The organism is Balneola sp. EhC07 (assembly GCF_001650905.1).
In the GTDB taxonomy this organism is placed as follows: Bacteria; Bacteroidota; Rhodothermia; order Balneolales; family Balneolaceae; genus Balneola.
In genome coordinates, this window is sequence record NZ_LXYG01000017.1 from 310,949 (window position 1) to 332,077 (window position 21,129).

Annotated in this window: 15 protein-coding genes; 10 read left to right on the plus strand and 5 right to left on the minus strand. The window is 39.1% G+C overall.

Going from position 1 to position 21,129, the window contains the following annotated elements; all coding sequences use genetic code 11:
• The first annotated feature begins 2 nt into the window (after positions 1 to 2).
• The gene (locus A8B79_RS10600) at positions 3 to 1,376 is read left to right on the plus strand and encodes a M28 family metallopeptidase (protein ID WP_082894149.1); all 1,374 of its coding nucleotides are present in this window, start codon (positions 3 to 5) and stop codon (positions 1,374 to 1,376) included.
• A gap of 70 nt (positions 1,377 to 1,446) precedes the next feature.
• Here the strand turns inward: A8B79_RS10600 and A8B79_RS10605 are convergent, their stop codons facing one another.
• Entirely contained in the window at positions 1,447 to 3,021 is a 1,575-nt protein-coding gene (locus tag A8B79_RS10605) for a Ppx/GppA phosphatase family protein (RefSeq protein WP_066222154.1), read from the minus strand.
• A 161-nt stretch (positions 3,022 to 3,182) separates the two neighbouring features.
• Between A8B79_RS10605 and A8B79_RS10610 the strand changes: the two genes are divergently transcribed.
• The 4 genes from A8B79_RS10610 to A8B79_RS10625 are packed head-to-tail and all read left to right on the plus strand — an operon-like array spanning position 3,183 to position 10,015.
• Positions 3,183 to 3,926, plus strand: coding sequence for a TetR/AcrR family transcriptional regulator (locus tag A8B79_RS10610; RefSeq protein WP_153038420.1), 744 nt, complete (start codon positions 3,183 to 3,185; stop codon positions 3,924 to 3,926).
• A gap of 47 nt (positions 3,927 to 3,973) precedes the next feature.
• On the plus strand, positions 3,974 to 5,401 hold the full coding sequence (locus tag A8B79_RS10615) for a TolC family protein (protein WP_066222156.1): 1,428 nt from the start codon (positions 3,974 to 3,976) through the stop codon (positions 5,399 to 5,401).
• A 30-nt stretch (positions 5,402 to 5,431) separates the two neighbouring features.
• Positions 5,432 to 6,505: an efflux RND transporter periplasmic adaptor subunit gene (locus A8B79_RS10620; RefSeq protein WP_066222161.1), complete on the plus strand. Its 1,074-nt coding sequence runs from the start codon at positions 5,432 to 5,434 to the stop codon at positions 6,503 to 6,505.
• Between the two features lie 18 nt (positions 6,506 to 6,523).
• The gene (locus tag A8B79_RS10625) at positions 6,524 to 10,015 is read left to right on the plus strand and encodes an efflux RND transporter permease subunit (RefSeq protein WP_066222164.1); all 3,492 of its coding nucleotides are present in this window, start codon (positions 6,524 to 6,526) and stop codon (positions 10,013 to 10,015) included.
• Positions 10,016 to 10,400: 385 nt separating this feature from the next.
• On the opposite strand, the gene A8B79_RS10630 is transcribed toward A8B79_RS10625, so the two are convergent.
• Positions 10,401 to 11,123, minus strand: a complete 723-nt coding sequence (locus A8B79_RS10630) for a LytR/AlgR family response regulator transcription factor (RefSeq protein WP_066222170.1) — start codon at positions 11,121 to 11,123, stop codon at positions 10,401 to 10,403.
• Positions 11,120 to 12,121, minus strand: a complete 1,002-nt coding sequence (locus tag A8B79_RS10635; RefSeq protein WP_235603673.1) for a sensor histidine kinase — start codon at positions 12,119 to 12,121, stop codon at positions 11,120 to 11,122. The genes A8B79_RS10630 and A8B79_RS10635 overlap by 4 nt, the downstream gene beginning before the upstream one ends.
• 303 nt (positions 12,122 to 12,424) lie before the next feature.
• Here A8B79_RS10635 and A8B79_RS10640 point away from each other — a divergent pair, with 303 nt between their 5' ends.
• Positions 12,425 to 14,635: a DUF5916 domain-containing protein gene (locus tag A8B79_RS10640; RefSeq protein WP_082894151.1), complete on the plus strand. Its 2,211-nt coding sequence runs from the start codon at positions 12,425 to 12,427 to the stop codon at positions 14,633 to 14,635.
• A 112-nt stretch (positions 14,636 to 14,747) separates the two neighbouring features.
• Positions 14,748 to 15,170, plus strand: coding sequence for a DoxX family protein (locus A8B79_RS10645; protein ID WP_066222179.1), 423 nt, complete (start codon positions 14,748 to 14,750; stop codon positions 15,168 to 15,170).
• A gap of 165 nt (positions 15,171 to 15,335) precedes the next feature.
• Here A8B79_RS10645 and A8B79_RS10650 read toward each other — a convergent pair whose 3' ends face one another.
• The gene (locus tag A8B79_RS10650; RefSeq protein WP_066222180.1) at positions 15,336 to 16,670 is read right to left on the minus strand and encodes an aminopeptidase P family protein; all 1,335 of its coding nucleotides are present in this window, start codon (positions 16,668 to 16,670) and stop codon (positions 15,336 to 15,338) included.
• Between the two features lie 144 nt (positions 16,671 to 16,814).
• On the opposite strand from A8B79_RS10650, the gene A8B79_RS10655 reads away from it, so the two are divergent.
• Positions 16,815 to 17,501, plus strand: a complete 687-nt coding sequence (locus tag A8B79_RS10655; RefSeq protein ID WP_066222181.1) for a sulfotransferase — start codon at positions 16,815 to 16,817, stop codon at positions 17,499 to 17,501.
• 5 nt (positions 17,502 to 17,506) lie between these two features.
• Here the strand turns inward: A8B79_RS10655 and A8B79_RS10660 are convergent, their stop codons facing one another.
• On the minus strand, positions 17,507 to 18,388 hold the full coding sequence (locus A8B79_RS10660) for a transglutaminase-like domain-containing protein (RefSeq protein ID WP_235603674.1): 882 nt from the start codon (positions 18,386 to 18,388) through the stop codon (positions 17,507 to 17,509).
• Positions 18,389 to 18,508: 120 nt separating this feature from the next.
• Between A8B79_RS10660 and A8B79_RS10665 the strand changes: the two genes are divergently transcribed.
• On the plus strand, positions 18,509 to 19,822 hold the full coding sequence (locus A8B79_RS10665) for a DUF2254 domain-containing protein (RefSeq protein ID WP_066222185.1): 1,314 nt from the start codon (positions 18,509 to 18,511) through the stop codon (positions 19,820 to 19,822).
• Positions 19,823 to 19,898: 76 nt separating this feature from the next.
• Positions 19,899 to 21,128 carry an arginine deiminase family protein gene (locus A8B79_RS10670; protein ID WP_066222187.1) on the plus strand — a complete coding sequence of 410 codons (1,230 nt, stop codon included), beginning with the start codon at positions 19,899 to 19,901 and terminating at the stop codon, positions 21,126 to 21,128.
• Position 21,129: the final 1 nt, after the last annotated feature.

A 21,129-nucleotide genomic window follows, 5' to 3' on the forward strand; every position in this document is an offset into this window, starting at 1 on the left:
TTATGAAATCAATTAAATCTCTGATCATATTTTGCATAGCATTCTTTTTCTCTGCGGATATTGCAATTTCTCAGTCTGTAACACCTGAAGAGCTTCATAAGATTGGTGCGGCTCCATCAGCAGAACGTATTGAAAGAGATATTCAAACATTGGTAGATTTTGGAACCAGACATACACTTTCTGATACCGTCTCAAGCAAAAGAGGAATTGGTGCAGCCCGAAGATGGATCAAAGCAGAGTTTGAACGAATTTCAGCAGACTGTGGCGGTTGTCTAGAAGTCTTTTATGTGAGTGATGTGATTTCCGGCCAAAGAAGAATTCCTGATCCTGTTAATATTGTAAACGTTGTTGCGATCCAGAGAGGAACCGCAGATCCGAATCGATTTGTAATGATGAGTGGAGATATTGACTCCAGAGTTTCAGATCCATTAGATGGTGTTTCAGACTCACCGGGAGCTAATGACAACGCATCAGGAATGGCTGGAGTAATTGAATCTGCTCGAGTACTAACCAAATACGAGTTTCCGGGATCTATAATGTATGTTGGTTTGTCAGGAGAGGAGCAAGGGCTTTTCGGGGGGCAGATTTTAGCAGATCATGCACTCGAAAAAGGCTGGAGAATTAAAGCCGTTCTCAACAATGATATGATCGGAAACATCAAAGGAATTAACGGAGTGATCAATAATACCACAGCTCGTGTATTTTCGGAAGGAACAAGAGCAGTTGAAACAGAACAGGAGGCCAGAATTCGCAGATTTACCGGTGGTGAGGTTGATTCCCCTTCAAGAAATGTTGCACGTTACGTGGATAAAATGGCAGATTTGTATATCACGAATTTAGATGTAATGATGATCTATCGTTTAGATCGTTTTGGAAGAGGTGGGCATCATCGTCCGTTTAATGCTGTTGGGTTTCCGGGAGTTAGAATCATGGAACCCAATGAAAATTATGTAATGCAACATCAGGACATAAGAACTGAGGATGGAATTAAGTACGGTGATACTATTGACGGTGTGGATTTTGATTATGCAGCTAAGTTAACCGGTTTAAATGCTGTGACTATGGCAAGTATGGCATGGGCACCAAATCCTCCGGTTAATGTTCAGATCCAGGGAGCGGTGCGACCAAGTACAACATTAAAATGGGATGCTCTCAATGATGAGCAAAACCCACAATTAGCTGGTTATAAGATCTACTGGAGACTTACAGATTCCAATCAATGGGAAAAAAGTGTATTCGTTCCTGCAGGTAGCACATCGCATACGCTGGAAAATGTTGTGATCGATAATTATTTATTCGGAGTAGCTTCAGTTTCAAAAGAAGGGTTTGAAAGCCCTGTAGTTTTTCCGGGTGCAGCAGGATCTTTTGGGGAATAATTGAAATTAAGAATGCAACAATGTTCAATGATCAATGTTGAGTGATCAAACATTGATCATTGAATAATTCTTAATTGACAACTGAAAAACTAATCTTCTTTCCGGTTACTTCTCTGAGTAGATGAGCTTTTCTCTGAGCTCCCCAAATTTCCAATTGAGGGTCTGCCTGTACTTTTATTTTGAAAGTGATCTCTTTGTCAGTAGAGTCTATGTCTAATTCCTGAACATTCTGATAGTGACTCCGATCGAGGCCGTCAGCAACTCTTAAAATACCCGAAAGCTTTTTAATCCTTTTACGGACAGCCGGCGCCAGTTTCCAATATTCTCCATGTCGCTTTTTTGGAGTGGATCGGCGATGGTACCTCGCTACATTTGCAATAACTTCAATTTCCTCTTCTCGAAAGCCTTTGAGTGTTGAGTTTCTGATAATATAAAGTGCGTGCTTATGGTGCTTTGAATGCGAAATATAGTAACCGATATCATGGAGATAACTCGCATACTCGAGCAGTTCTTTATCCGGTGTTTCCAGTTTAAGTTCGTCTTTTAATTCATCAAATATTTTCAAAGCCATATTTGCGACGTGAGTTGAATGAGCTTCATGCCAATCACATTTTCTCAGCAGTTCAAACACACTTCTACGCCTTGGGTCAGACATGGCCCCCGACCAGGGCAATCCGATCATATCTTTTTTCAGGTGTCGAATGATAATGCCTTCTCTTAACGCCTGAGTAGAAATTTTAACTTTCTTGATGCCGTATTCCCTAAGAAGATAGTTAACCAGAACTACTCCGGTGTTGATGAAATCTATACGCTTGGCATCCAATCCCTTTATTTTTTTCCGTTCGGCTCGGTTCAGTTTGATGAAATCCTTATAAAAAGAGAAAAAATCTTTGGCAGTATATTCCATTTCATTGAGGGTAACATCTACCGGAAGACCTTTTCGGGCGGCGATCATGGCTGCAATATTTTGCATGGTTCCGGATGAACCAATGATCATGTTTGTCCTGTTTGTTCGGAGAGCATTAGCTAGTTGTGAAGTCTGTTCCCGATAGTGAGCCTCCAGTTTCTCAATTTCTGTAGCCGTGATTGGATCGGATGGTTTAAAAATATCGGTCATTCTGGAAACGCCGATCTTCTTACTGGTCAGAAAATGGAATTCTTTAGCATTTCCCAGAATAAACTCAACACTTCCACCACCTATATCAACCATTAAAACAGGGTTGTTACTTAATCGAACTCCATGCTGAACCGCGTAACCAATCAATTCAGCTTCAACGGATCCCGGAATAGCATTTATCTTTATGTCGTAACGGTCGATGCTGTCCTGTATAAATTCCCCGCCATTTTCAGATTCCCGTATGGCACTGGTGGCATAAGCCAGAATCTGTTCTACATTATGGCTGTCACACAAAACTTTGATATTTTTGAGCGCTTTCATACCTCGAGAATAAGCTCCTTCAGCTAAGCGTGTACCCAATCCACCTTTTGCAAGCTGTACCATTTCTTTAAAATCTTCAATCTTTCTGAAGCTTCCGTCAGAATACAAGTCTACAATAACAGCATGGAAGGAATTAGTTCCCAGATCAATTGCAGCTAATCGCTTAATAGGAACGGTGGTGTTGTTATTCTGTCCGCTTATAATCAAAAAAATACCTTTGTTTTAAGTGTGCTGAATCATAACCAAAAGATGGAAGACTTGGAAGAGGAGAGTTTCTGTTTTATTTGCAATTAAATCGGCGGTCAATGTTATGATCATTATTTCTTAACAAAACATAGTTGGAATTAGATTAAAGTACCCGTACCTTTTTGACCTTAATTCAAAAAATGACCAGCGGTCACAAAATGGGAATTTCAGAACGTAAAGAACGGGAAAAGGAGCAGAAGAGATCTCTGATGTTAGAGGCAGCTGAAGCTTTGATTCTGGAAAAGGGTTTAGACAACCTTAATATGACGGAAGTAGCTGACCGCGCAGAAGTAAGTAAAGGTTCACTTTATCAGTATTTCGAAAGTAAAACAGATCTTGTTTTAGGTATTTGTGATAAAGCAACAGGATTGCTGACTAAAGAAATTCAGAAGGTGCTTACACAGGACAAACCCGGAATAGAGTTGGTTCATATGATAGGATCAACATTCATGAGTTTTGTAACGCAACATCCGGAATATTTCAGGGCAATGAAATTTCATGATAACCTGAAGGAGACAAGTGACTTAGAAGACAGTACATTTCTTGATTCCTGTTCCACAAATATGCAAAGTTCGTTTACCTGTATGGTGCGTGCAATTCAGATTGGAATGCAAGATGGAAGTATAAATTCAAGCTATGATCCGAAAGAATTGGCTTTGATACTATGGGCTACTTCTCACGGAATGGTAAGCATGGCTTATCAGCATCAAAATACACAACATTTCAACCTGTTAAATGAGCTGGGTATAAATCTGAAATCTCTGTTTGAGAACTTCATGAAAATGATTGGGTGTGGGATTGCCACTGAAGCTCAGAAAGGGAATTATGACTCACAGTCATTTTTTGAAACTAATGGAACAAATTAACGTAATCGGCAACTGAATTTTTAATGATACTAACTAACGTAAATAGAATGGGTAACAGATTAGGGCTTCTGCTTATTTCACTAACCTTGCTTACATCAACTTTAAAAGCACAACCGGGGGATTTAAACAGGGAAATAACTTTGGAGCAAGCCATTGAAATGGCTTTGGCTAATAATCCACAGATCAACAGAGCAATTCTTGCTATAGACGATGCCGACGAACTCTTAAATCTGGCAAGAGCGGAAGTGTATCCTGATATCACATCTTCAATAAATTATACCAGAAATATTGAAATACCTGTTCAGTTTCTTCCTGCTGAAATTTTTGGCGGACCAGCAGGCACATTAACACCTGTCCAGTTCGGTACAGATAATAATTGGCAAGGTGGGTTTTCGGTAGCTCAAAATTTGTTCAAAGGCGAAGCAATAGTTGCATTAAAAAGTTCGGCAGTATTTAAAAAAGTCCAGGAAGAAAATTATAGGTCAGCCAGTCAGCAAATAATTACGCAAGCAAGAATTGCTTACTATGCTGTACTTGCTGCTCAGGAACAGCTTAGACTAGCCAACGCACAAATTGAAAGACTGGAAACAAACCTGAAAGAAAACGAAGCCAGAGCAAAAGCAGGAATTGTAGATGATTATGCAGTGCTTCAACTTAAAGTACAATTGAGTAATCAGAAACCTCAACAAATCGAAGCGAAATACGCTGTTGATGAAGCATACAGAAACTTGAACATTGTTATGGGGCTTCCGGTAAAATTTTCTTACAAGGTTAAAGGCAGTCTTAACGAATTTGATATTTTATCAGAAACGGCTTCTCAACCAGAGAATACTCATCTGAAAAATATTGACAGAATGAATCCCTACAGCTTCTCTTCATCTACTATCGATTCCGCTTTACTAACAGAGAACAGAGGTGATATCAGAGTAGCTGAAGCAAACTTAAGATTACAAGACAAACAAATAAGAGCTGAGAAGAGCAGGTTTCTTCCAACGCTAACCGCATCTTACAATTTGCAATGGAGTGCAGCCGAGGCTGGAAGCCCTGACTTTTTTCAGGATGCTAAACGATTCCAGACTTTGGGTGTAAATTTAAGCCTACCTCTATTCCAGGGATTTTCAAGAATGGCCAATTTGGAGAGAGCCCAAATCCAGTACAAAGACATCGAAGAGCAAAAGCGAATGGCAATCCTGATGGCGCAGAATGAAGTGGCGAGTGCGAGTGAAGAATTAGATAAGATTTTTGAAACAGCGTCAGCCAGAAAACAAGCACTGGAACAAGCAAGTATCGGTTATGACAGGGCTAAGAAAAGACTCGAAAACGGATTGGGATCTCAGCTTGAACTAACAGAAGCAGAAATTCAGGTGCGTGAAGCTGAAGTAAATTATGCGATCATGGTATTTAATTATCTGACAGCAAAAGCAAATTATGACATGGCAACCGGAATGGTGCCATTTGTAGACACAACTAACTAACGAAATTATTCAACTATATAAATTTAAGAAATGAAAGTTCAAAACTATTTAACCATACTTATAGCGGGTACAGTACTTCTGGGTTGTGGAGGAGAAGCTCAAGAGGCGGAAACTCAGGAAGAGCTCGTAAAGACAGTAAATATTACAACTAAAACCGTAGCTCCAAGCACCTTTGCAAGTTATGTGAGAGTGGTAGGAAATGTGGAAACTTCAAATGATATCATGATCTCGGCTGAAGTTAACGGAAGAGTAATTGACTACAGAGTAGAAGAAGGCGCTCAGGTTAAAAAAGGGCAGACCATCGTAAAAATTGATGATTCAAAACTGAAGCAGGAAAAAGCACGGTTAGAAGCAATGACTTCCCAAACCAAGGAGCAATACGAGCGTCTCAAAAAAGTGTATGAGGAAGACGGAATCGGATCTGAATTAGATTACCTGAATGCGAAGTATGCTTATGAGCAAAGTAACTCGGCATTGGAATCAATAAAAATCGATCTTGAGAATACAAGTATCAAAGCGCCATTCAACGGAGAAGTTGAAGCAATTATGGTGGAAGAAGGTGAAATGGTTAGCCCGGGAATGCAGGTTATTCGATTGATCGGTTCTGATGCCTATAAAATAGTAGCCGGCGTTCCAGCCCGATATTCAGATGCTGTTCAGATCGGAGATAAGGTAGATGTTTGGTTTGATACTCAGGTAAGGGATACGCTTAACTCTGCCATCAATTATGTTGGAGGCAGTATCAATCCCCAAAACAGAACATTCAGGATTGAGACCAGACTTCCAAAGAACAAAACATATAAAGTAGACATGATTGCTAACATGAAGTTAAAAACAGTTGAGCAAAGTAATGTTTTAGTAATCAGTGAGGAGTTTGTGTATTCAAAAGACAACCGTTATGTAGTCTATGTACTTTCTGAAAATGAAGAAGGAAAGGCTGTGGCAAATGAAAGAGAAGTGAAGTTGGGCCTGTCATACCAAACAAATGTGATCATAGAAGAAGGACTTGCTGAAGGTGATAAACTGATCACATTAGGTTCTGCTTTTCTTGATGATGGCATGCGTGTGACAGTGAAAGACGATAAAAAATTAGCAGCAAATTAATTTAACTCGGAAACTATTATGAGTACCGAAAAAAATAACAACGGCGCATCAACTAACGGGGCTTCTTTGCCTGAAGAAGGAAAGCGTAAAGAATTTGGGCTGTCGACGTTCTCGATAAACAACAGAATTAGTGTGCTGGTACTGTTGGTGCTGATAGCGATCATGGGGATTGTGTCATATTTGACCATTCCTAAAGAAAGCTTCCCAAGCATAAACATCCCGAATATATTTGTGGTTACAGTGTACCCCGGAGTTTCGCCGGAGGATATGGAGAGTCTGGTTACCAGAAAACTTGAAGATGAGCTGAGTAATATCTCTGATATTAAAAATATGACCTCATCATCAGCCGAGGGTTATTCGAATATCAATTTGGAGTTCGAACCAAGCGTAGATATTGAAGATGCACTCCAGAAAGTGCGGGAAAAAGTAGATCTGGCAAAGCCGGAGCTTCCCGAAGATGCAGAAGAGCCAACCGTTCAGGAAATCAACTTGTCAGAATTTCCGATCATGAACGTGAATCTTTCCGGAGAATATGATGAAGTCATTCTTAAGGAAATAGCGGAAGATCTTCAGGATAAAATTGAAGCAATTCCATCCGTGCTTGGTGTTGATCTGACCGGTGGAACTGAGCGTGAAGTTCAGGTGGACGTCGATCTTGCCAAAATGAAATATTACAACATTGCTTTTGGTGATATTATTCAGGCAATTTCAAATGAAAACGTAACTATTCCGGGTGGAGATATATCAGTAGGTACCAAAAAGTTTTTACTTCGTATACCGGGACAATATGAAGACACTAAGCTACTCGAAGACATAGTAATTAAAGGCGAAAATCGTAGCCCGATCTATGTTCGTGATGTTGCAAAAGTAACGTTCGGTTTCAAAGAAAGAGCAACGTATTCTGAACTGGACGATGCTCCTGTAATTACGCTGGGTATTAAGAAACGTACCGGAGAAAACATCCTGGATACCGGTAATGAAGTAAAAGCGATTCTGGACGAGGCAATTCCAACCCTTCCACCAACTACACGTTATGCGATCACTAACGATCAAAGTGTGGATGTAATTAACATGGTTACAAATCTGGAAAACAATATTATATCCGGATTGATCTTGGTTGTTGGCGTATTGCTGTTCTTCCTTGGGGTAAGAAACTCATCATTTGTTGGGATTTCTATTCCAATGTCCATGTTCCTTTCTTTTATCATTTTATCTGCATTGGGAATAACTATGAACATGATCGTTCTGTTCTCGTTAATTCTATCTTTAGGGATGCTGGTGGATAACGCCATTGTGGTAGTAGAGAATATTTATCGATATCTGGAAGAAGGATATGAACGATTTGAAGCAGCAAAGAAAGGAACGGGCGAAGTCGCTGTTCCAATTATTGCCGGAACATTTACAACAATTGCAGCTTTTGCTCCAATGATATTTTGGCCGGGTATTGTAGGTCAGTTTATGAGCTATTTACCAAAAACATTGATCATTACACTGGCAAGTTCACTCTTTGTTGGATTGGTTATCAATCCCGTGATCTGCGCATTATTTATGACAGTTGAAGGCCAGGAAGCAGAAGCTAAATTAACTCCGAAAGGAAAAAAGATCCTGTATGGGGTAATAGGATTTATCTTACTTCTTTTCTTAGCATCGAGTTTTATTACATGGACAATGCTGATTATTCTAGGTGTTATTTTTTGGGCGCTTAACAAATATGCATTAGAACCGGTTGGAAGATGGTGGCAGCGGGACGGTCTTAATAAAGTGATAGCCAAATATGAAAACACTTTAGTATGGTCTTTAAACCACAGACTATCTGTATTGGGAATTTCTGCTGTAGTTCTTGTTTTGAGTTTTGTAGTATTAGGTGCTTTTAACCCCGGAACGGAGTTTTTTCCTGAAGACATCCCTCCACGTGATGTGTATGTACAGGTAGAAACGCCTATCGGTTCGGATGTGGAATACACCAAAACGATTATTGAAGAGGTTCAGCAACGTGTTAAAAATCTCCCAAATTTTGTAGATGTAAACAGCGTACTTGCAACATCCGGAGCGAGCATTACAGCAGATCCGGGTGCCGGAGGTGGAGGGAATACTCCAAATAAAGGAACGGTTGCTCTGAACTTTGTGGATTTCCAGGAACGTGAAGGTGATGTATTTGAAGCCATGGAATTCTTGAGAAATCACATGAGTGATAATATAGTTGGAGCAAAAGTAACGGTAGAACAACCACCAAATGGTCCTCCAACAGGAAAGCCGGTAAATCTTGAAATTTCCGGACCTAATATGGATCAGTTAAGCCTGCTCTCAGGAGATGTTTTATCTATTCTTGAAGAAGATTCTGTGTTCGCTAAAATGGATGGCTTGGAATCAAATCTGCCGGAAGCAAGACCGGAAATTAGAGTAGATGTGGATCGTGAAAAAGCGGCGCTTTACGAGCTTTCAACTAACGTAATTGGGATGACCATTCGTCAGGCGATCAATGGTGTGGAAGCTTCAAAATTCCGTGATGGGAAAGAAGAATACGATATCATTGTTCGGTTAAATGACGAATATCGTGATGACCTGAGCACATTGGGTGATCTGACTATTCCACATGAAGGAAATCAAATTCCATTGTCAGAAGTGGCAACATGGGAAGTTAAAGACGGACTTGGCGGAATCAACCACAAAGATTCAGAACGAGTGATCACAATCAGTGCCGATGTTCGTTCCGGATATCAGGCAAATGCAGTGTTGGCTGAAGTTCAGGGAGTCCTTTCAAATTATCTGGACGACATGCCTTCGGGATATGATTACAGCTGGACAGGGCAGCAACAAGAACAGGACGAATCGTTCGAGTTTCTGGGAATTGCATTCCTGATCGCAGTATTTCTGATCGCCTTTATTTTGGTATCACAGTTTAACTCGATAGCAAAGCCGATCATTATTTTGAGTTCAGTAGTAATGTCGATGGCAGGTGTATTTTACGGATTGGTAACTTTCCAGATGGCTTTCGGATTGATGGCTTTCTTAGGGATTATTTCACTGGCAGGTATTGTAGTAAACAACGCCATTGTATTGATCGATTACGTAGATATTCTCAGAACTCGTGATGGATTGAGTTTACGAGATGCTTTGGTACAAGGTGGTAAAGTGCGTTTTCGTCCGGTAATTCTTACAGCAATTACAACCACACTTGGTTTAGTACCATTAGCAATCGGATTCAATATTGATTTCATCGTTTTGGTAAATACACCGATCGAGTTTTTTGGAAACTTAGGCTCATATGTTTACATGGGTGGTGAACAAGCAACATGGTGGGGACCGATGGCAATCGCTGTGATTGTAGGTTTATTATTTGCTACAGCGCTTACATTGATCCTTGTTCCGGTACTTTATAGCTTAATTGAAAGAAGTCGCCGAGGCTTGAATAAAGTTATGTTTGGAAAAGAAGAGCCGGGCATCATCAAAGACCAAAGCGACTTGAATGGAAACGGCACAAGCACAAAACCAGAACCGGTCACTGCTTAGCTGAATAAAACACAGCATTAAAGATTTAAAAGCCCGATTCTGTTTTCCAGAGTCGGGCTTTTCTGTATGTTCCTTAGTACAGGTATTCGAAACTAGAATGAAAGAAGAAAATGCCCACCTTGAGGGGAGGTAAATATCTAAACAGTTACTTTGGATAATCCAAGGGGTGTAAGTGAAGTTTGGGAACGTGTAAACTTCACTTACACCCTCCGCTTTTTCGGCATGCTTAAGCAATAAAATTGAAACAAAATCCGTCATCCTGAACTCGTTTCAGGATCTTATGAATATGCTTTGCTCTTTATAGTAGGCTTAAACTGTATTAAGATTCATAATCTCCACAAAGATCCCGAAATAAATTCGGGACGACCCATTCACAGAAAAACCACTACAAAACCTCAGAATTACTATTCAACACCTTCAAAGCTTCCCGTTTGTACGTTCTGCCGATAGGAACCTGAATACCCGGAAGTTCGATCTCATTATTCGACCAGCTTTCTATCATTTTGGTATTGATAATAAACGATCGATGTACTCTTAAAAAGGAAGGACTTGGTAATCGTTCTTCCATATAAGTTAGAGTCTGATGAGTGACTACTTCTTTATTAAGTGTTTTAATGAGCACATAATCTCTTTTGCTTTCAATATAGATGATCTCATTCAGGCAGATCTTTACGTTTTTCTTATCCACAGGAACAAAAACAAAATGATTGGAATTGTTTTCACCTGCAGTTTTTGTTGAGTGTTCTGTAACAGAATGAAGTTCAAAGACCTTGTCTACAGCTTTTAAAAAGCGATTGAATGAAACTGGTTTCAGCAAGTAATCCACTACATCCAGCTCAAATCCTTCCAAAGCATATTCACGATAAGCAGTGGTAAAGATCACTTTCGGAGGGTTCTTCATCATTCTCAAGAACTCAATACCTGTAAGACGTGGCATTTGAATATCCAGAAAGAGAATATCTACTTGGGATTCCCGGAGAGCCTGAAATGCTTTCACTGCATTTTGGAAAGTAGCTTTCACTTCCAGTCCATCAATTTTAGAAACATGAGATTCAATAACCTCAATGGCTAAGGGTTCATCATCTATTATGAAGCAGGAAAGATTCAAACGCTGTTGTGATCTAGAAGTTCATCAAGTTTAATGGTTAACGAAACGGAATACTGATCTTCGGTATCATTTGTTTCAAGGGTATAATGATCCTCATATAAAAGCTCTAAACGTCGGTGCACATTTTTAAGCCCGATTCCTTTTTGATAATCGAACTCATTCTTTTCAACCGTATCATAGCCATTGCTGTTTTTTACAGAAAGACTTAGTGACCTGCCTTCTACTTTTATGTGGATATCAACCCATACTTCATCAATGGAATCACTGGTTCCGTGTTTGAAAGCATTTTCCACAAATGGAAGCAGTAACATGGGTGGTATCTGGTTTTTGGAAACATCACCTTCCGTTTCATAGGTAATGGTGAGTCGGTCATCGTACCGTATTTTTTCTAAAGCGATGTAATTTTCTATCAGCTTTAGTTCTTTGCTTAAGGGAACTGTTCTGGAATTGCACTCATACAGCATAAAGCTGAGGAGTTCAGATAATTTCAGAACAACTTCAGGGGAATTTTCAGATTTTTTCAGCGTAAGAGCATATAAGTTATTCAGTGTATTGAATAAAAAATGTGGGTGAATTTGTCCTTTCAGAAAATTGAGTTCAGCCTGTAGTTTCTCCTGACGCAGCTCTTTTGATTTACTCTCCTCACTATAAAAATGCTTAGTAATTTTGATGAAAGCACCAAGTGCTACCGCCGGATAAATACTTAATACATTCTTTAAGCTTTTAGGAATATTAAAAGGACTACCTGCCATCCATTCATGACCATAAATAGGAGAAAAAACATGATAGTCCAGAAAGCGTTGTAAAAATCCGGCTAACAAAACAACTAGTACGGTTAGTACAGTTGCAGCAACATACTTTTTCTGAAGGAAATATCTGGGAATGATGAAATACATAGTAAAATAAGTAGCAACCACCTTAATGGGTAGATAAGCCATCGCCCAGAAGAATTCAGCTCCATAGCTTTCTTCAAAATTCCCATATATGATGGTATACATAGCTATATAACACATCCAGAAGAGAATGTGCCAACCTATTCGGTTGCCTGTAGACTGATATTTGTGAACTATGTTTAACATAACGAAGCATGAATGTACGCATTGAACCTAAAGAAATTGTATAGGATTTTCTCATTTCTGCAAACAACGTCTATTTAGGGATAAACAACACTTTAGTTACGGCAGATGGCTAAAATCATTGAATAAACGTCTTCCGGCGTTAATAACCCGTTACGTATCTAAGCTATAAATAAGAGTATTTTTTACCCCGTATATCTGTTCCAACAAAAATGGGACAGAACTATGAAATACTTTTTACTACTTGTATCGGCAATGCTATTTAATTCTAAACTTGTTGCGCAGGAGCAGTCTATTTACGAGAACTTTATACTCAACGCCGTAAAAATAAATGCCAAAGTAATTATTGACGGGGAACTTGAAGAATCCGAATGGGGTGAAGCATCCATTACTTCTGACTTTTTAAACAAAGCCCCCAGAGATACAGGATTAGCTGTTAATCAAACCAAAGCGTGGATCATGTATGATGATGAATTTTTGTACATCGGTGCGATCAATTATCAAAAAAAGGAAGATCTGGTTATCAAAACATTAAAGAGAGATAATTCATCGTATCACTGGGATAGCGATGGATTTAGTGTAGTGCTGGATCCGATGAACAAGCAAACCAATGGATTTTTATTCGGAGTGAATGCTGCCGGAGCCAGGGTAGATGGAATGGTGAGTATCGAAAATTCCAGAACCCGACCCGATGTTAATTGGGATAATGTGTGGTACAGTTCTGTGAAAGTTCACGACGATTATTGGGTTGCAGAGTTTGCCATTCCGTTTAAATCCATCAATTACGATACCAATGTGGAAGAATGGGGAATTAATTTTGTTCGAAATGATATGAAGCGAAACGAATATTCTACCTGGAGCCATGTTCCGCTGGGCTTTCCCGGAATTGATATAGGCCATTTAGGAACCATGGTGATCAAAGATATCCCGCCAAAGAGAAAACAAGGAGCGATCATCCAACCTTATGTACTGGGTTCATCAAACAAAGATTTTTTGGCAGCAAATAATGGACTGGAAAATGATATAGAAATAGGATTAGATGCCAAAATTCCTGTCGGACAAAACCTGAAACTAGATCTGACTGTAAATCCGGATTTCTCAACGGTTGATGTAGATCAGCAGGTAACAAATCTTTCGAGATTCAGCATTTTCTTTCCGGAAAAGCGAGCATTCTTTCTTGAAAACAGCGATCTGTTCGGAAGTTTTGGAACATGGGGATTGAAGCCGTTTTTCTCAAGAAGAATTGGTTTAAATAATGGTGAAATAGTTCCAATTCTGTTTGGCGCAAGAGTTACAGGAAACCTAAGTGAAGATCTGAGAGTGGGTGTTTTGAATGCACATACGAGATCGGTCAATGATCTTTCAGCCAATAATTATACCGTTGCATCAGTTCAGCAAAACCTTATAGGGCGCACTAATGTTAAAGCACTATTCACAAACCGGTCTTCTTTTGATGGAGCTTCACCAACGGGAGAGGATTACAATCGAACCATAGGAGCTGAATTCAATTATACTTCTGAAAACGGATACTGGAATGGAAACGCTAGATATCATTGGTCGCAAACTGAAGATAAATTCGATGACGCTTATTTTGCAGGTGCAACCTTGATGTATGGCGATGGAGACAAATTCTTTGGAATTACTGCAGACCGAGTTGAAGACAATTATATAAATGAACTGGGTTTCTCAGATCGACTTTTTCAATATGATGCCGAAGCTGAGGAATTGAAGCGGGTAGGGTATAATTTTATCAATCCGTGGGCAGGATTTACCATTCGTCCTAATGCTGACTGGATCAACAGTTATACATTTTCGGGCTGGATGGTTGGCTCCTCAAGAACAAACGGAGATTTTATCGACAGGATATTATCCGTTAATTTTGAAATGTACACAAAGGATTGGGGAGGGGTAAACCTGAGTGCCAGAAACAGTAAAGTTGCTCTCTTGTTTCCAACAAACTTGATCAACGGAGATGAATTACTTCCGGTTGATACATATAATTTCAGCAGAATTGCATTCGATTATTATTCTGATACCAGAGGGATTATAAACGGAAGCTTGAATACTTCTTTCGGAGAATTCTATAACGGAACGAGAACTCAGTTTGGAGGTTCTTTGAATATGAGAGTTCAACCTTGGGGAAATTTCGGAGTTCGTTATATAGGAAACAAAGTAACTCTACCCGATAATTACGGAGAAGCAACACTGCACCTTATCGGTCCGCAGGCAGAAGTAAGTTTTTCAAATAATCTTAGTTGGACCAGCTTCTTGCAATACAACACCCAAGCAGAAAACTTTAATGTGAACAGCAGATTGCAGTGGAGGTTTGCTTCTATGTCGGATCTGTTTATTGTATACAACGACAATTATGCCACAGATAATTTTGCAGTTAAAAATCGAGGTGTGGTATTTAAAATGAATTATTGGTTTAATTAATCTCGTTAACTTTTATCGTTCTTTCAGATCACTTTAGTTTAATCTTATCTGTGAAAAAAAAGACGTTTGATTATATTGACTGGAACTCCAGAACAAACTCTATAATCATAATATGTCACTTAATCTCAATTTCGATTCACTTAAAAAATACAAAGACGAAGGTTTACTGCTACTGAGAGTAGGAGTGGGCTTGAATTATCTGTTTTTTCATGGATGGGGAAAGCTGATGGGCGGTCACGAACGGTGGATTTCACTCGGGCAAGTAATGCCTCATTTCGGAGTTGATGAAATTGCTATGGTCTGGGGATTTTTGGGAGCGCTTATTGAAACACTGGGAGCTTTGCTCTTTGCAGTAGGCTATAAATTCAGATTTGTTGCGATGCTTTTAGGATCAATGATGCTGGTTGCAGTTTATGCACACATAAGCGACGGAGATAGCTGGCGACAGGCTTCGCATGCATTTAAGATGATGTTCGTGTTTTTTGGAATGATGTTGATCGGATCCGGGAAATATGCGATTCAAAAACCTAGCTAGCAGCAAAAAAAGAGAAGTCTTAACGTTAACTAGAAAAGAGTTTTGAAGCTATTAGCAGGAAATTTGAAACGAAAAGAAACTCTGAATGATAAATGAGAAGATGTAACCTGAGATAGAGGAAACAATTGGAGAGTTAGCAACTCAAAACTAATCACTCAAAACTCTTCAACCCTTCATCAAATCCTCGATCTCACCCACCTCTTTAGGAACGTTCGTCATATTCTCCATTCCATCTTCCGTTACAATGATATCATCTTCTATGCGTACACCTCCAAAACCGAGCAGAGATTCTACTTTTTCAGTATTCAGAAATTGATTCTTTTCAGGATCAGCGATAGCAGGTTCCAGCACAGCAGGAACAAAATAAATTCCGGGCTCAATGGTAACAACCATTCCGGGTAGCAACTCACGACGAGCTCTTAAAAATTTAATTCCCGGCCGTTCAATTCTGTCTACTCCTTTTGGATAGCCTCCAACATCATGAGTGTCTAACCCTAAAAAGTGACCCAAGCCGTGCGGGAAGAAAAGCGCAAAGATATTTTCTTCCATCATGTCATCAACATTGCCTTTAACAACACCCATGTCTTTTAAGCCTTCCATCATAGTTCGGGCAGCAAGTAAATGCAGGTCTTCCATTTTAACTCCCGGTTTGATGGAATCAAGCACTTTATCCATCCCGGCTAAAACAGAGTTATAAATCCCTTTTTGAATATCGGTATATTTTCCATTTGCAGGAAAAGTTCTGGTGTAATCTGATGCGTATCCGTTGCATTCAAATCCGGAATCCATCAAAAACAGATCGCCATCTTTGATCTTGCTGTTATTGACTACATAATGAAGAATAGATGCATTAACACCCGAGGCAAAAATTCCGTTATAAGCATCCTGCATTAACCCATTTTCGATCTGAACTTTGTTAAAGATCGCCTTCATTTCATACTCGTACATCCCCGGCTTAATTGATCTCATTACTTCCAGATAAGCCAGATCGTTTACCCTACAGGCTTCGCGCAATTGATCCAGTTCCCATTCGGTTTTCAGAACTCTGCAATAAGTGAGCGCATCAACTAACGCTTCTGTTTCTACATTAAAACCACGGTTCAGGTCTTCAACAAATTCTGCCTGTTCATCATCAATGCAATACACGGTTTCAGGTTTAAGTTCATTCAGAACTTTAAGGATATCATTTCTGTAATGAAGATGGTCAGGTTGGTATTCTTCCTGATATTGCTCTTTTGTTTTCACATATCCATGCCACACAGCATATTGAGCATCCCGTTCAGGTACAAAAAGATGATATTCTTCTTTCTTCAGGTCTAATACGAGCGAACATTCAGCTTCATTTACTCCTGTTAAGTACCAGAAATTGGATTCCTGACGAAATGGAAATTCGTAATCAGTATCATAACGATACATAATTTCGGCTCCCTGAATAAATACAACTCCATTTTGGTTGTCATCAAATAATGAAAAAAGCTTTTCTCTGTGTTGGTTATGCATTTTTGTAGTGTATTAGATTTTATATCTGAGGATATGGATTTGAATCATCAATTTCGAACAAACCTTAACAAAAGAAGTGAATTTAAAAATTGAATTCAATTTCTTAGATTCAATAAAATTTAAAAGGGCTAACAAGGGCACATATTGTTTTTTAATAGAAAGAAACTATCCGGATATATATTTCAGATAGGATTTAATAGATGTGGAACAAGTTCCATTGCGTATTTTTTTGAGAAAAATGGGTATAGTGCAGCTCACTGGGAAAAAGGCACTATCGCTGTAGGGATGGAGCTCGCCAGATTAAAAAATAAACCGTTACTCACCTATTGCAAGGAATACGATATATATACAGATCTGGAAAAAGTGAATATGTGGCGTTTACCAAAGCTTAAATGGAAATATCCTATTTTCAGAAAGTTTTTAAGGGAAACAGAGGTAAATGTAGAAGAAGCACCACCGGTTTACGCCTATAAACATTTTAAGCAGCTGGACAAACACTATCCGGAAAGTAAATTCATCTTTAATACAAGAGAAAAGGAAGATTGGATCAAAAGCCGATTAAAACTAAATAAGGATAATAATCTGATCACTTACAGATCTTGCAGATGTGGAGATAACTATCACTCATCGGAACAGGAACTGATCCAATGTTGGGGAACAGAGTGGGACGAGCATCACCAAAATGTATTGGATTACTTTGAGGACAAAGAAGACAAATTGCTTTATTTTGATATACAGAAGGATGGTGTGGACAAGCTAACAAACTTCTTTTCGGATCTGGACCTGGATACTAAGCACTGGAAAAAGAGAAATAAGTCGAAAACTAAATAACGAGCTTACATATATAACTCAACGGTAGACAATAACTGTTTTAGATCTTCTACTTTCTCGAGTTGTTCCTTGCGTTCGTAGCTTTGAATAAGATTTCGAATGGTTCTGATGAGAATATCCATATCAGAAGCCATCTGAAAATATTCCGGTTTTGGCTCGATGTTATTCTTTTTCAAAAAGAAATAGCATTGATCGTAACTTACTACTGTCCCGTCATCATATGGATCAACCAGAAACTCTTCTCTTTCCCCGATATACGTAAGCATAAAATGAATAGGCATATTTACTCCAAAAACGGGTAGATCCAATCGTCGGGCAATGAACATAACTATCATACTTAAGGTAATAGGTAATCCTTTTCGACGATCAATAACGGTATCGAGAAAACAATTGGCAGGATTGTGATAGTCTTTTTGATCTCCGTTAAAATTCAGGTCTTCAAATACAAACTTGAATAAATGAGAAGCTTTTTTTTTCTCGTCAAGTTTATACCGAATACTTGGAGCAACCATTTCAGCGAAATAGTCCAGTTTGTCTTTGTAGCGTTTGGTATCAATAGTTGGATTCCCAAACCGTGAAAGCATGAATATGATGGATTCCAGATCTTTCCTGTTTTTTATACCATTCTCCAATGCATCCACGAAATCAGTTTGTAATCCTTCAAAAGTCAGGGTATGGATAAGCTCATTAACTCGTGTCTTTTCCTCTCCTTGTTTCAGGTCAACCTGATACTGATCAAGCATAGGAACGGCATTTTCACCAAGCTCCACAAATCGACGATTCACAGATTCCTGAACAAATGGATCCGGGTCATCCATAAGAGTTAGCAATGATTGTATTTCAGATTTTGAGATCATAGAATCAAAGGTAAGGATTGAAAAATACAACAACCAAGAAAAGCTTCTAAGTCTCTGATTGAACTTAAATGCATAAAAAATTGCTGTTTATTGAAACTATTGATGTTTTTTGGGCTACCAATAAAATCAAAGATAAACCTGCATGGATAAATGAAACACTGGATGAACGTAATTTCAAAGTACTATCAAAGGATCGTAAACAGCATTGCGTTCTATCCCACGATCATTGCTTTGGCTTTCATGGTTTTTTCTATTTTTGTGATGAGGATCGAGTTCAATGATCTTGTAATAGAGCTTAAAAGTAATATTGAGCGGGTTCTCGTCCATGATTCCAACAATGCCCGATTGATCTTAGGCACCATTGTAGGGAGCCTTATTTCTTTAATGGTATTCAGCTTTTCGATGGTGATGATAGTGCTTAACAGAGCTACTTCTACTTTATCACCAAGAGTTATACCCGGATTGATATCAGACAAATTTCATCAAGTTGTTCTGGGCTTCTATTTGGGTAGTATTATTTACAGTTTGATCCTGATCGTAAATATCGATGCTCCCGGCGTTGATTTTTCGGTGCCATCTCTGGGCATCTTTGTAAGTATGATTCTGGCCATAGTTTGTATGGGTTTGTTCGTGTATTTCATTCATTCCATATCTCAAAAAATTCAGGTGGATTTCATTCTGAATGATATTTACAAGCTCACCAAAAAAGAACTCGAAGGAGTGGATCATGACAATGCTAAAAAAGAATTGCCGAATACTTCTGATTGGATAACATGCCTTGCAAAAGATTCCGGTTATCTGAAGAAAATCGATGGATCGGGATTAACGGAGTTTTGCAAAAAACATGACTTCAAGCTGAATGTGAAAGTTTCCATTGGGTCATTCGTAGTAAAAGAATATCCGTTTATTGAGATCAGCAAAGAACAGGATGAGGACGTGATCGATCAATTGAGTTCCTATTTTACACTTTATACAGAAGAGCGGGTTTCGGATCATTATTTATTCGGTTTTAAACAGATATCTGAAATAGCGGTAAAAGCACTAAGTCCGGGAATCAATGATCCGGGAACAGCTGTAAAAGCCATCGATCTGTTATCCGATCTGTTGACGAAATTGATGGAGGTTGATGAACAAAATTACATCCCGAATTCAGAAGACGAGCCGCTGGTATTTGTCCGACCAGTTCCTTTTAAGGATGTGATGTTTCAGATCATTGTGCCGATCAGAGAATATGGTAAGAAAGATGTTTCTGTATTAGTGCGATTGCTCGACTGCGTCAAACATATGATCTATTCTGATATAAACCGCAAACGTTTTACTTCTCTATTGATATCATATGTAGACAACTTTCTTACTTGTTCAGAGGAATTCATAGATAATAAATTGGACAAGGAAAGTATCAATGATCGCTTAAGAGAAATAAACGAATGTTTAGAAAAAGAACAGCAGTTTCAATTGCTGTAGATACAAGAAAGAAATGCTCTCCAATTTGATGATTTTATCATTAGCTTTATCTGAATTATAAAACTCAGTGTATAAAATGAAAATCAACGTTTCTTCCGAAATCGGACATCTTAACGGAGTTATCGTTCACACTCCCGGTCATGAAGTATCATTGGTAAATCCCGAGCTTAAAGATGAGCTCCTTTTTGATGATATTATCTTTGAAGAAGACGCCAGAGAAGAGCATTTGGATATGCTTGATCTTTTTAAAGCCGCTATGCCCAAAGATGGACAGGTTATAGAGATCGTAGACCTTTTCAAGGATTCCATCCAAAACGAAGAAGCCAGAGCATTCTTTATTGAGCAGCTGATCAGAGAATTTCCGGAAGAGAATTTATCCGTGATCGAAAAGCAACTACATAAGTTGGACGCTCAACAATTACTGGAATTCAGCACACAGGGTGTTTTACCGGGTGGAAGCAAGTTTTCCCTTTTGCCTTCTCCGAATCTGCTATTTACGCGCGATCTTGCAGCAGTAGTTGATGACACCATTTTGATTTCCAGAGCAGCAACTAAGACGCGCTTAAGGGAATCATTGATGATGGAGACGCTGGTAGAATTCAACCCACTTTTTGATTCTGTGCGGGACAGCGCTATTCGCATTTCCGGTAATCAGTCTATTGAAGGTGGGGATGTGTTGGTGGAGTCCAAAGACCTTGTATTGATCGGAATGAGTGAGCGTACTTCATTCACAGGGTTGATGAAGGCGGCAGATGGACTGCTTAATCATGGAGTGAAAACGGTTTTGGCTGTTGATATTCCGAAACAACGTTCTTCCATGCATTTGGATACTATTTTTACTTTTGCCAGCAATTCCGAATGTATAGCTTTTCCTCCGGCTATTATGGAGCAACAGGATAATGTGGTAGCGCTACAAAAAGTAAACGGAGCAATTCAGGCAGAATCCAGATCGTCATTACAATCTGCGTTGAACGAATTTTCTGCAAATACTTACGATTTTATCAAATGTGGAGGAGAAGACAGAACCAATCAATTCCGCGAACAATGGACGGATGGAGCAAATGTATTTGCACTGGCCCCCGGAGTTATTGTTGGATATGAACGAAACACAAATACCTTCAATACACTGGTAGATCATGGCTATTCATACATGAATCAGTTTGAGTTTATCGAAGAGTTTGGAGAAAAAGGGCTCGATCTGAATCAAGACAACAAAATTGCCGTAAGTTTTCAGGGACATGAATTATGTCGGGGTCGTGGCGGCGCCCGATGTATGACGATGCCTATTTCAAGAGAAGAAATTTAAA

Coding starts and splice junctions, on each gene's coding strand:
- A8B79_RS10640 (WP_082894151.1), top strand. CDS start 12,425: ATGAAATACTTTTTACTACTTGTATCGGCAATGCTATTTAATTCTAAA.
- A8B79_RS10645 (WP_066222179.1), top strand. CDS start 14,748: ATGTCACTTAATCTCAATTTCGATTCACTTAAAAAATACAAAGACGAA.
- A8B79_RS10620 (WP_066222161.1), top strand. CDS start 5,432: ATGAAAGTTCAAAACTATTTAACCATACTTATAGCGGGTACAGTACTT.
- A8B79_RS10600 (WP_082894149.1), top strand. CDS start 3: ATGAAATCAATTAAATCTCTGATCATATTTTGCATAGCATTCTTTTTC.
- A8B79_RS10625 (WP_066222164.1), top strand. CDS start 6,524: ATGAGTACCGAAAAAAATAACAACGGCGCATCAACTAACGGGGCTTCT.
- A8B79_RS10635 (WP_235603673.1), bottom strand. CDS start 12,121: ATGTATACCATCATATATGGGAATTTTGAAGAAAGCTATGGAGCTGAA.
- A8B79_RS10670 (WP_066222187.1), top strand. CDS start 19,899: ATGAAAATCAACGTTTCTTCCGAAATCGGACATCTTAACGGAGTTATC.
- A8B79_RS10615 (WP_066222156.1), top strand. CDS start 3,974: ATGGGTAACAGATTAGGGCTTCTGCTTATTTCACTAACCTTGCTTACA.
- A8B79_RS10650 (WP_066222180.1), bottom strand. CDS start 16,670: ATGCATAACCAACACAGAGAAAAGCTTTTTTCATTATTTGATGACAAC.
- A8B79_RS10665 (WP_066222185.1), top strand. CDS start 18,509: ATGAAACACTGGATGAACGTAATTTCAAAGTACTATCAAAGGATCGTA.